The 12,099-nt window shown below is 67.8% G+C and carries 9 protein-coding genes; all 9 read right to left on the reverse strand.

Annotated features, from left to right (window positions below):
* Positions 1-72: 72 nt before the first annotated feature.
* Genes MK181_00540 through nuoF form a run of 9 tightly spaced genes read right to left on the reverse strand, consistent with a single transcriptional unit; the run spans position 73 to position 12,099 of the window.
* The gene (locus tag MK181_00540) at positions 73-1,554 is read right to left on the reverse strand and encodes an NADH-quinone oxidoreductase subunit N (protein ID MCH2418282.1); all 1,482 of its coding nucleotides are present in this window, start codon (positions 1,552-1,554) and stop codon (positions 73-75) included.
* Positions 1,554-3,197 carry an NADH-quinone oxidoreductase subunit M gene (locus tag MK181_00545; GenBank protein ID MCH2418283.1) on the reverse strand — a complete coding sequence of 548 codons (1,644 nt, stop codon included), beginning with the start codon at positions 3,195-3,197 and terminating at the stop codon, positions 1,554-1,556. The genes MK181_00540 and MK181_00545 overlap by 1 nt, the downstream gene beginning before the upstream one ends.
* Positions 3,197-5,362: an NADH-quinone oxidoreductase subunit L gene (nuoL, locus tag MK181_00550; protein ID MCH2418284.1), complete on the reverse strand. Its 2,166-nt coding sequence runs from the start codon at positions 5,360-5,362 to the stop codon at positions 3,197-3,199. The genes MK181_00545 and nuoL overlap by 1 nt, the downstream gene beginning before the upstream one ends.
* 4 nt (positions 5,363-5,366) lie before the next feature.
* Entirely contained in the window at positions 5,367-5,672 is a 306-nt protein-coding gene (nuoK, locus tag MK181_00555) for an NADH-quinone oxidoreductase subunit NuoK (GenBank protein ID MCH2418285.1), read from the reverse strand.
* Complete coding sequence (locus tag MK181_00560) at positions 5,672-6,346, reverse strand: NADH-quinone oxidoreductase subunit J (protein MCH2418286.1); 675 nt, start codon at positions 6,344-6,346, stop codon at positions 5,672-5,674. Before MK181_00560 ends, nuoK begins: the two co-directional genes overlap by 1 nt.
* Positions 6,346-6,972: an NADH-quinone oxidoreductase subunit NuoI gene (gene nuoI, locus MK181_00565; GenBank protein MCH2418287.1), complete on the reverse strand. Its 627-nt coding sequence runs from the start codon at positions 6,970-6,972 to the stop codon at positions 6,346-6,348. The genes MK181_00560 and nuoI overlap by 1 nt, the downstream gene beginning before the upstream one ends.
* Positions 6,972-8,201: an NADH-quinone oxidoreductase subunit NuoH gene (gene nuoH / locus MK181_00570; GenBank protein MCH2418288.1), complete on the reverse strand. Its 1,230-nt coding sequence runs from the start codon at positions 8,199-8,201 to the stop codon at positions 6,972-6,974. Before nuoH ends, nuoI begins: the two co-directional genes overlap by 1 nt.
* A complete protein-coding gene (gene nuoG, locus MK181_00575; GenBank protein ID MCH2418289.1) occupies positions 8,198-10,666 on the reverse strand; it encodes an NADH-quinone oxidoreductase subunit NuoG in 2,469 nt (822 codons plus the stop codon). The genes nuoH and nuoG overlap by 4 nt, the downstream gene beginning before the upstream one ends.
* A 23-nt stretch (positions 10,667-10,689) precedes the next feature.
* Positions 10,690-12,099 carry an NADH-quinone oxidoreductase subunit NuoF gene (gene nuoF, locus MK181_00580; GenBank protein ID MCH2418290.1) on the reverse strand — a complete coding sequence of 470 codons (1,410 nt, stop codon included), beginning with the start codon at positions 12,097-12,099 and terminating at the stop codon, positions 10,690-10,692.

A 12,099-nucleotide genomic window follows, 5' to 3' on the forward strand; every position in this document is an offset into this window, starting at 1 on the left:
ATCGGGCAAGCCGGCGTTCCCGAATGCCCGATTGGCTCCCGTGGAGTGGGTCCCGACGGAGGCGGCCACGGCTCAGCCACCCACCAGGACGGGTACTGCTTGGCGCGCTAGGTCGAGCAACGGCGCCGGGAGGAGGCCGATGAAGAGCACCCCTGCACAGGCCACGCCGACCACCACCCGGGCTCCCGGAGGCACGACGTGCGGGGGAACCTCGTCGGCCTTCGGGTCCTGCAGGTACATGGCCACCAGGATCCGGAGGTAAACGAAGGCAGCCACTGCGGCGGCCACCATGGCCACCATGGCCACCCAGTAGGACCGACCGTCTACCGCAGCGGCCAGCACCCCCAGCTTGGCCACGAAACCTCCGGTGAACGGCACCCCCGCCTGACCCAGCAGCAGGACAGTAAACGCCCCGGCTAGGACCGGTTGGCGGCGAGCCAGTCCCCGGTAGGCCTCCAAGCCGTGTCCGTCGTCGCCGGCTCCGCCCACCGTGGTGACCACGGCGAAGCTCCCGGTGGCCAGCAAGGTGTAGATGACCAGGTAGGCGTAGACGGCGGCGGTTCCCCGTGGGCTGGCCGCCTGCACGCCGAGCAACAGGAAGCCGGTATGGGCGATCGAGGAGTAGGCCAGCATCCGTTTGACGTCGGTCTGAAGGACAGCCACCCAGGCCCCCACCACCACGCTGGCCCCGGCTAGGACGGCCACGGCGGGCCGCCAGTCCGAAGCGTGGGTTCCGAGGGTCACCACCAGGACACGGACCATGGCGGCGAAGCCGGCCGCCTTTACGCCGGCCGCCATCCAAGCCACCACGGGGCTGGGTGCTCCTTGGTAGACGTCGGGGGTCCAGGCGTGGAATGGCACGGCCGCCACCTTGAAGGCCAGGCCGACCAGGAGCAGGGCGATCCCGGCCAGCAGCATCCCGTCGTCGAGCAGCACGGTTCCGGCGAGGTAGCCACTGATTCGGGCCAGACGGGTCGAGCCGGTAGCGCCGTAGACGAGCGCCATGCCGTACAAGAGGAAGGCCGACGCGAACGCCCCGAGGACGAAGTACTTGAGCGACGCCTCCTGGGACTCGAAGCGCCGTAGGTGCAAGGCGGCCAGTACGTAAACGGCGATGGACAGGATCTCCAGGCCGAGGAAGAGGACGATGAGGTCGTCGGCCGAGACCATGACCACGCCGCCGGCCGCCGACAGCATCAACAGCACGTAGAGCTCGACGCCTGGCAGATCCTCCCGCTCTAGGTATGGACGGGCCAGCAGCGCGGTGGCCAGCACGGCCAGGGCCAGGGCGGCGGTTACCAGCACTGTGGACCCGTCGACGGCCACCGTGCCACTGAGTAGGGAGCGTGGGCCGCCATCGCGAACGGCAACCCACGACGGAATGGTGGTGGCCAAGACAGCCAGGCCGACGGCCACCGTCCAGGCTTGGGGCAGGTACCCGGGCAGGCGCCGCACCAGCGAGGCCACGGTCAGCAGGAGAAGACCACCAGCGGCGAGAAGCAGCACGGGCGCCAGGGCCCACCACAGAACCTCCGGGGTGGTTACCGACGCCATCAGTGATCGTCCCCTCCGGCGTCGCCGTGGTCTTCGCCATGGCTGTCGCTGTGACCGTCAGAGCCTCCAACGTGGTCGCCGCCGGCCTCCACGTCGGCGCCGAATCGGCTGGTCGGCTCGGTGAAGCCCTCTACGTGGGCTTCGACGTGGGCCACCAGGGCATCCACGGCGGGCTCCATGCGCTCGATGACCGGCTTCGGGTAGACGCCCATACCCACGATCAGGAACAGGAGCGGAGCCAGCACCAGGCCCTCCCTGAGCCGCAGGTCGGAGATGGAGGCGTTGTCACCCTCCGCCGGCCCGTGGAACACCCTTTGGTAAGCCCACAAAAGGTAGAGAGCAGCCAGGATCACCCCACCGGCGGCCGCCACGGCCCACCACCGGTGGGCGTTGAAAGCACCCACCAGGATTAGGAACTCGCCGACGAAGCCGTTCAGGCCTGGCAGGCCGATCGAGGAGAGCATGACGACGGTGAATACGGCAGCCAAGATCGGTGCCGGCTTCTGGAGGCCACCCAGTTCGTCGATCTGGCGGGTGTGGCACCTCTCGTAAATCATCCCGACTAGCAGGAACAGGGCTCCGGTGGAGACGCCGTGGTTCACCATCTGGAGCAGGCTGCCCTCGAGGCCCTCGGTGTTCAGCGAGAAGGTGCCCAGCACGATGAAGCCCAGGTGAGCTACAGAGGAGTAGGCCACAAGGCGCTTCAGGTCGCGCTGCATGGTGGCCACCACGGCGCCGTACACGATGCCCACAACGCCGAGGGTCAGGAAGACCGGAGCGAAGTAATGCGACGCCTCGGGGAACAGGTACAGACCGAACCGCAGGAATCCGTAGGTGCCCAGCTTGAGCAGCACCCCGGCCAGGATCACCGATCCGGCGGTTGGTGCCTCGGTGTGGGCATCAGGCAGCCAGGTGTGGAGCGGGAAGATCGGGACCTTCACGGCGAAGGCCAGAGCGAAGGACAGGAACACCCACCGGGCGGTGGTCGTCTCCAGGCTCTGGGCCTCGGCCAGGGCCACCAGGTCGAAGGTCAGGTCGCCGCCCGTGGCGTCGGCGTGCAGGAAGGCCAGGGCCAGGATGCCGACCAGCATGAAAGCCGAACCGGCCATCGTGTACAGGAAGAACTTGGTCGCCGCGTAGGCCCGGTTGCCGTGCCCCCACCGTCCAATGAGGAAGTACATCGGTACCAGGACCACCTCGAAGCAGAGGAAGAAGATCACTAGGTCCAAGGCCATGAACACACCCATCACCCCTGCCTCCAGTAGCAGCAGCCAGGCGTAGTAGGCCCGGTCGTCGTGGCCGGGATCCACTGCCAGGAGGGCGATCGGGAACAGCACGCCGGTCAGGACGACCAGGAACAACGAGATCCCGTCGACGGCCAGCAGCCACTGGATGCCCAGGTCGGGAATCCAGTCCCTCCGGGAAACGAACTGCAGATCGGCACCGTGCCCAGTGTCGAAGGCAGTCAGCAGCCACACGGCCATGGCACCTACCACCGCCGAGGTGGCAACGGCCACCAGCTTGAGTAACTCGGGTCGGCGACGGGGAAGGATGGCCACTATCAGGGCACCCACCGCCGGGGTGAATACCAGTGCGGGTAGGACGGCGAATGGAACTCCGGAGGCAGTGGCCAGGACTGACATCAGAACGAGGACCTCGACAGGAACCAGGCGACCAGTCCCACCGCCCCGACGCCGATGCCGACGGCGTAGGTACGGACCAGGCCGTTGTGGAAGCGCCTGAGCAGGCCCGCCTCCTTCCTAACCAGGGTGGCCACTCCGTCTACTGCGCCGTCCACCACGGCCTCGTCGAACCTCGCTACGGCCTCGAAACCGGCCCGGCCTGGCCCGCCCATGAAACGGGACACGGCTCGGTCGAGGCGCCAGGCGTCGGCCAGGACCGGTTGTTCGAACAACCGGTGGTCGACCCGCCGGGCCGCGTAGGCAGCCACGGCCACGCCGATCCCGACCACCCCGCCCAGGACCGCCACTACGGCCAGTATCCACAGGGTCCCGGCGCCGATCGTCAGGTGGACCTCGTTGTGGAACAGCGTCGGCTCCAGCCAGTGCTCCAGGCGCTTGGTAGTGGACGAGAACGGCAGCTGTACCAACCCTCCGACCACGCTGAGGGCAGCCAGGACTACTAGCGGGAGGGTCATGGAACGCGGCGACTCGTGTGGGTGGTGCTCGGCTCGGACGGCCACCTCGTCGGGCAGCGCATCGGCCACCGGGCCCACGTCGGGCGCCGCCTCCAGGGCGAAGCCGGATGGCTCCGGGCGCACGTCGGCGGCGGCCCGTAGGGTGGCCTGCTCGGCCCGGGCGGCGGCCAGAGCCTGTTCGGCGGCCTCGAGGCCCTCGGCTGGCTGACCGTTGTCGGTCTCGGCGGCCACCGTCTGCTTGGCCGCTTCGACGGTGGCGTCGACCTCGGCTAGGCGGGCCTCCCAGGCGGCCTCCACCTCAGCCGGTCGGGGATCGGCAAATCGGCCTCGGCCGAAGAAGGTCAGGACCACCTGACGTGTCATGTAGAAGGCGGTCAGTACAGCAGTGACTAGGCCCACCGCCCACAGCAGTGGGCTCTCGTTCCAGGCGAAGGCCAGGATCTCGTCCTTGGACCAGAATCCGGCGAACGGCGGTACGCCGGCGATGGCCAGCCAGCCGACCACGAAGGTGCCTGCGGTGACCGGCATGAAGCGCCGCAAGCCTCCGTAGTGGGCCATGTCCTGGTCGCCGTTCATCCCGTGGATGACCGAACCAGACCCCAGGAAGAGGAGGGCCTTGAAGAAGGCGTGGGTAACCATGTGGAACACGGCAGCCACGTACGCCCCGCAGCCCACGGCTAGGAACATGTAGCCCAGCTGGCTGATGGTGGAGTACGCCAGCACCTTTTTGATGTCGCGCTGGGCAACGGCGATGGTCGCCGCGAACAGCGCCGTCCCGGCCCCCGTCCAGGCGATCAGGGTGGGGACCCAGTCGGCGGCGTCGGCGATGATCGGGTTGACCCGGGTGAGCAGGTAGATGCCTGAGGTGACCATGGTGGCTGCGTGGATCAGTGCGGAGACGGGTGTTGGACCGGCCATTGCGTCGGGCAGCCACAGGTACAGCGGGAACTGGGCCGACTTGCCGATGGCCCCCACGAAGAGCATCACGGCAATGACCGTCGCTGTCGAGGTAGCTACCGTGCCGGCCGCCGTGGTGTCCAGGACGTCCACGTAGGCGATCGACCCGAACGTGAAGAAGGTGAGGAAGATGGCGACCATGAATCCCCAATCGCCGATCCGGTTCGTCACGAACGCCTTCTTGCCCGCTGTGGTGTTGGCCTCGTCGGTGAACCAGAACGAGATCAGCAAGTAGGAGCAGGCACCGACCCCTTCCCACCCCAGGAAAGTGAGGAGCAGGTTGTCGCCTAGCACCAGAACCAGCATGGAGAAGGCGAATAGGTTGAGGTAGGCGAAGAACCGGCGGTACCCGTCGTCGCCGTGCATGTAACCAATCGAGTAGAGGTGGATGAGCGCCCCCACGCCGGTGATGAAAAGGCACATGGTGACCGACAGCGGATCCACCAGGAACCCGGCATCGACCCGGAGGTCGCCGGCCGGCACCCACTCGAACAGCGTGGTAACCCACCGGCGGTCATCGGATGGTCGGCCCACCAGGGCCAGGAACACCCCCAGGGTGGCGACGAAGGAACTGGCCATGCACCCGGTGGCCAGCCAGCCTGCAATGGGCTCGCGTAGGCGACGACCCCCGAAGGTCAGGACCAGGAACCCGGCCAGCGGGAGGGCTGGGACCAGCCACACGGCGTCCAACACGTCCCTATCCCCCCAACACCGAGAGGTCGTCGGCTGTGGCTCCCTGTCGACGGCGCGTGATGGCCACGATGATGGCCAGGCCGACCACCACCTCAGCAGCCGCCACGACCAGCACGAAGAACACGGCCAGCTGCCCGCTTAGGTCGCCCAGGTCTGCGCCGAGGCTGACGAACGTGAGGTTCACGGCGTTGAGCATCAGTTCCACGCACATGAACATGACCAGCGGGTTGCGCCGGGTGAGGAGACCGACGGCCCCCATTGTGAAGAGGACGGCTGCCAGGGTCAGGTACCAGGAGGTGGTGACGACCATCAGGCGGCCCCCTCCCCGTCGTCCGGTGCCTCGTGGATCCCGTCCTTCGGCTCCGCGACGCTGGGCACCGAGCCGTCTTCGCCTGCAGCCTCGTCGTTACCCACCGACCCGTCGTCGACCATGGAGGCCACGGCCACCACTGGCAGGGGCTGGAGCGGGCCGCGGAGCCGACGGGCCAACACGACCGCTCCTACCACGGCCACCGTCAGGAGAAGGGCCGTAAGCTCCACGGCGAACACGTGGTCGGTGAACAGCGCCTCACCGAGTCGTCGGGTGTTGTCGTCGGCACCGCCCAACGGAGCGTCGGCGGCCCGAGCCCCGGTCGGGCCGTCCACCGAGACGAGTAGCACCGTCAAAAGCAGGCCCAGCAGGGAAGCCCCGATCAGAGCGGCGATCGGTCGCTGGCCGACAATAGGTTCCACGCCTAGGTCTTCGGCCCGGTCGACGCCCAACAGCATGATCACGAACAGGAACAGAATGACCACCGCTCCGGCGTAGACGATGACCTGCACGGCGGCCAGGAAGGTGGCGTCCTGCAGCACGAACAGAACGGCCACTCCGAAGAGGGTCTGGACCAGAAACAGGGCGGCATGGACCGGGTTGCGTGCTGCCAGCACCCCCCCGGCGCCGGTCAGGATGATGGCTGCGCTGATCAGGAAGACGGTGGCGTCCATCAGGACCCTCCCCCGTCTACCGGAGGCTCGGCGGACTCAGTTGGCTCAACGGGCTCGGCGGCCCGAACGCCGTAGCCGAGTTCGCCCGACCAGGCCACCCGGCCCTGGTAGGTGGAGTCGCCGCTCGGCGCGGTGGCCCGCATCCAACCCGAAGTGTGCTCGTCATCGCCGGGTCGCCAGTCCTCCCAGGGAAGGTGGTTCGGCTGTCCGGTCTCGGCATCCACCAGTAACTCGTCCCTGGTGTAGACGGCGTCGGCCCGGGTGGTGAACGAGAACTCGAAGAGATTGGTTTCGGTGATCGCCTCGGTCGGGCAGGCCTCTACACACAGGTCGCAGTGGATACAACGCAGGTAGTTGATCTCATAAACGAAGCCGTACCGTTCGCCAGGCGAAACCGGGGCGTCCTCCGGGTTGTCGGCACCCCGGACGTAGATGCATTGGGCGGGACACACCCCGGCGCACAACTCGCACCCGATGCACTTCTCCATGCCGTCCTCGTACCGGTTCAGCACGTGGCGACCGTGGAAGCGGGTCGGCTTGTCTCTCTTCTGCTTCGGGTACGGGGTGGTGACTCGTTGCTCGAACATCTTTCGGAAGGTGACGGCGAAGCCGCGGAAGTAGCCCATCAGGCGTCCACTCCCTCGTCCTCGGCTCCGGCCAAGCGATCGGCCCGGGCCTTGTCGACCGCTCCTGACAACATCGCCGCCGCAATCACCATTACGGCCACCCCGCCCAGGACCACGACCAGAATGGGCCAACCGCGGTCCCGGGCCACGTTCAGCGTGGCGATAAGCAGGAACCAGCCCAGTGACACCGGGATGAGCACCTTCCACCCCAGGTCCATCAACTGGTCGTACCGGAAGCGGGGCAGGGTGGCCCGCAGCCACACGAAGCCGAACAGGAAGGCAAAGACCTTGAGGCCGAACCACAGGATCGGCCACACCCATCCCAGGGTGTCGGTCAGGATCGGACCTGCCGGCCCCCCGAGGAACAGGGTGACAGCGATGGCCGACATGGTGATCACGTTCATGAACTCGGCCAAGAAGAACAAAGCGAAGCGAAGCGAGCTGTACTCAGTGTGGAACCCGCCGACCAGCTCCTGTTCGGCCTCTACCAGGTCGAACGGAGGCCGGTTCAGCTCCGCCGTTCCCGCTACTAGGAACACCAGGAAAGGCACCACGCCGGTGGCCAGGACGTTCCAGTGACCTGCCACCTGTCCGGCCACGATGTCGTGGGTAGATAGCGATCCTGAGGTCAGGAAGACGGAGGCAATGGCCAGCCCGAGGGCCGCCTCGTAGCTGATCATCTGGGCCGAGGCCCGTACCGAGCCCAGCAATGGGTACTTGGAGCCCGAGGACCAACCGGCCAGCATCACGCCGTATACGGCGATCGACGAGAGGGCTAGGAAGAAAAGCACGCCGACCGGCGGGTCGGCCACCTGGAGGTACGTCCGCTCCCCGAACAAGGTGACGGTGCCGTCACCGGAGAAGTCACCCCCGATGGGGACGATGGCAAACACCAGGAAGGCCGGGATCAGTGAGAGGTAGGGAGCCAGTTTGAACACGATCCGGTCGGCACGGTCGGGGACCAGGTCCTCTTTGAAGAAGAGCTTGATGCCGTCGGCCAGCGTTTGGAGGATGCCGAACGGCCCGGCTACCGAAGGGCCGATTCGGTTGTGCATGTCGGCTACGAGCTTGCGCTCGAACCAGATCATCAGCATCACCGACACCAGCAGCAGGACGAAGGCCACGACCACTTTGAGCAGGACGATGCCCACGATGCCTGGGCCCAGGCCCTGGTTGAGGAGCGGGTCAGCGGCTAGCACCAACGGTCCCGAGGGGATGGCGTGGCTCATCGACGTCCCACCCGGACCTCGGTGACTGGCAGGTCAGCGTCGACTATCTCGCAGACGTCGACGTTGGGCTGGTTCACGTAGAGGTGGACGGCGCCCTTGGCCACGCCGTCGTCGGCGGTGACCGCCACCTGAACGGTTCCCTTCGGACCGATCAGGTCGACGACCTCCCCTTCGGCCACGCCGTACCGGGCGAGGTCCGTGGGCTCCAAGGCCGCCCGGGTCCCCGGCGCCAAGCCGGCCAGCGACGGGCTGTGGCCAACCAGCACGCCGGTGTCGTACATCGAGCGGCTGGCCACCAGCCGTAACCCGTATGCGTCGCGTCCCGCTACGTCTGTCGGGGCAGGGCGTTCCAGCTCCGACCCACCGGCGACCAGCAGGCCCTCCCGGGTGTGGGCGACTAGGGCCTCGGGCGAGAGGCCAGCGTGGACGACCGACACGGCGGCCAACTCGGCCCATATGTCGTCCGTCGACGCGAGACCCAGGTCGGCACCCAGCCTGTCGGCTAGCTCGGCGGCCACCATCCAGTCGGGGCGCGACGTGCCGGGTGGAGTGACCTTGCGCGACACCACGCTGACCCGACCCTCCAGGTTGGTGAAGCTGCCGTCCACCTCGGTGGGGGCGGCCGCCGGCAGCACCACGTCGGCTAGAGCCACCGTGGGGGTGGCGAAGAGGTCGACAGCGACCACGGTGCCCGCCCCGTCCAGAGCCCGGCGGGCCAGGTCCCGATCCGGCACGTCGGCTAGCAGGTCAGCCCCCAGCAGAACCAGAACATCGACCTGGCCAGCGGCTGCGGCGTTCAGCGTGGCCAGAGTGTCGCGACCGCGCTCGGTGGGTACCCGGTCCCAGTGGTCGACGAAGCGGTGAGCCTCGGCGATGGTGGAACGCCCGGGCAGCATCCCGGGGGCCAGACCCATGTCCAGGGCACCGTGCACATTGCCCCGACGCAGCAACGAAAGGAAGGCCGAGTCCGGCAGGTTGTCGTACAAGCCGAGGGCGGCGTCGACCACCGGGCCGGAGGCCTCGGCCAGCGAGGGGCGGCCAAGCAGCACGGTCACCGGGCCCCGGGCGGCCGCCAGGGTGGCCCCGGCATCACGTAATTCGTCGGTTGACAGGCCGACCACGCCAGCCGGCGAACCCTCGCCGAACAGGCTCCGGACGACGGCGGGCGCCTCCCCAGGCAGGACTCGGAGGGAGTGCGCGGCGTGGTCGCTCAGCCCGGTCCGACGGGGGGTGAGTTCAATGAGGGTGGCCCCGTCGTAGACCACAGCGTGACGGAGCCGCAGGTACAGCGCCCCCAACTCCTCTTTGGGGTCCGGGCCGAGCAGCACGATGGTTCCGCCGGGGGTGCAGGCCCTGTCGATGGTGGCCCGGGGAAGGCCGAGCACCACCTCGGCGGGCAGGCCGTCACCCAGTTGGGCGTCCACATGATCAGTCCCCAGGACGCCCTTGGCCAGCTTGGCCCAGGCGTACTGCGACTCGTTGGTCATCCGGGCTCCGCCCACCACGGCGATCCGGTCGGCGGGGGCCGCCCGCAGCGCTCCGGCAACCGCCGTGAGCGCCTCGCCCCATGGCGCGGCCACCAGCTGGTCGCCGTCCAGCGTCCGGTTCCCAAGGGCGTCGCCCCGGAGGAGCGGACCGACTAGGCGGTCCTCGTGGTCATAGGCCTCGAAGACGAACCGTTCCTTGTCCGACAGCCAGCCCCAGTTCACGGCGTCGGCGTCCACCCCCTGGAACCGCAGCACGCGGTCGCGTGACGACTGCACAGCGATCCGGCTGCCCACGCTGTCCAGGGTGCTGGTGGACTCGACCTCCTCGAGATCCCACGGTCGGGCCTTGAACCGGTACGGGGCCGCGGTCAGGGCACCGACGGGGCAGATCTGCACCGTGTTGCCGCTGAAGTAGGAGGAGAAGGGCTGCTCAGGGAAGGTATTGATCTGGGTCTGGCCGCCCCGGTCCATGAAGTGGATGAGTTGGTCACCGGCCACCTCGCCGGCGAACCGGGTGCACCGGTCGCAGAGAATGCAGCGCTCACGGTCTAGGTGGACGTTGTCGTTGACGGGGATGGGCTTCTCGAAGTGGCGCTTCTCCTCGACGAAGCGGCTCTCTCCGGGGCCGAAGGCCATGGTTTGGTCCTGGAGCGGGCACTCCCCACCCTTGTCGCAGACCGGGCAGTCCAACGGGTGGTTGACGAGGAGGAACTCCAGCACCCCATCCTGGGCCTTGCGGGTTCGGTCGGAACCGGTTTCCACCGTCATGCCTGGGGTACACCCGACGACGCAGGAGGGTTGGAGCGTCGGGCCCCGCCCGGTGTCCACCTCGACCAGGCACATGCGGCACATCCCGACGGGCCTCAGCCGGCTGTGGTGGCAGAAGCGCGGGATGTAGGTCCCAGCCCGCTCACAGGCGTTGATGAGCAGCTCTCCCGGTTCGGCCACCACCGTCCGGCCGTCGACGGTGATCTCCACGCCGGAAGCGTCCCCAGTCGGGCTCACAACCCCGCCCCCGGATCGGCGGCGACCACCGGGATGGTGTCGCTCCGTGTGATGCGGGCCTCAAACTCGTGGCGGAACCGCCGGATGGTGGACACGATGGGGGCTACCGCTGACGGCCCCAGTGGGCAGATGGTGGTCTGGAGGGGTGGGAACGGCACCGCTTCGAGGTTCTCGGCGGCGAACGAGGCCACCGGATACGGGCCAGGGCTGATGTTGTCACCCACGTCCAACAGGAGATCGATGTCGGCAGGGCGACCGTGGCCGTCCAGGATACGGAGGAGGACTTTCTCCGCCCATCCCGTGCCCTCGCGGCACGGTGAGCACTTGCCGCACGACTCCCGGGCGAAGAACCGAACCATCCGGTGGCAGGCCCGCACGGCGTCGGTGGTCTCGTCCATCACGATGATGGCCCCTGACCCGAGCATGGACCCGGCCTGGCCTACGTCGCGGGCCTCCAAGGGTAGGTCTAGGTGCTCCTCGAAGAACCAGGGTGCCGACCCGCCTCCCGGGATGAACATCTTGAGCTGCTTGCCGTCTCGGATGCCCCGGCAGTAGGCCTCGCCGTAGATGAGGTCGCGGAATGTGGTGATGCCGTGCTCGACCTCGTACACACCGGGCCGTTCCACGTGCCCTGACACGGTGAATAGGCGGGTACCGGGCGAAGCCTCGGACCCGTACTTCCGGTAGGCGCCGGACCCGTGGCGGAGAATCCACGGCACGTTGGCCAGGGTCTCCACGTTGTTCACGATGGTCGGTTTCCCGTAGAGGCCAATGGCCGCTGGGAAATACGGGGGCTTGATGCGGGGCATCCCCCGGTTGCCCTCCAGGCTCTCGATGAGCGCCGTCTCCTCGCCCACGATGTAGGCGCCGGCCCCCCAGTGGAGGGTGACGTCGACCGAGAAGGCACTGCCCAGCACGCTGCGGCCCACGTAGCCCGCGGCATACGCCTCGTTCAACGCGGTGGCAATTCGCTCCTGGGCCAGGGCCATCTCGCCTCGCACGTACAGGAAGCACTGGGACAACCCGAGCGCGTAGCAAGCGATGAGGCACCCCTCGATGAGCTGGTGGGGGTCGCGCTCCATGAGTAGCCGGTCCTTGTAGGTGCCGGGCTCGCTCTCATCACCATTGACCACCAGGTAGCGGGGCCACACGCCCTCAGGACAAAAACCCCACTTGACACCTGCCGGGAACCCGGCGCCGCCTCGTCCTAGCAGGGTGGCGTCACGGACCTCGGCGTGGACGTCGGCCGGGCGCATGCCTAGGGCAGCCCGGAGGCCCTCGTAGCCGCCGGTGGCCAGCGACCGCTCCAGGGTGAAGGAGTCCTCGTGGCTGAACCGCGAGGTGACGATCTTCGGCCCGTCGTTGTCGACGTATCCCGCGGCGTGGGGGACGTAGGTGGAGGGCAT

Source organism: Acidimicrobiales bacterium (assembly GCA_022452035.1).
GTDB lineage: Bacteria > Actinomycetota > Acidimicrobiia > Acidimicrobiales > MedAcidi-G1 > UBA9410.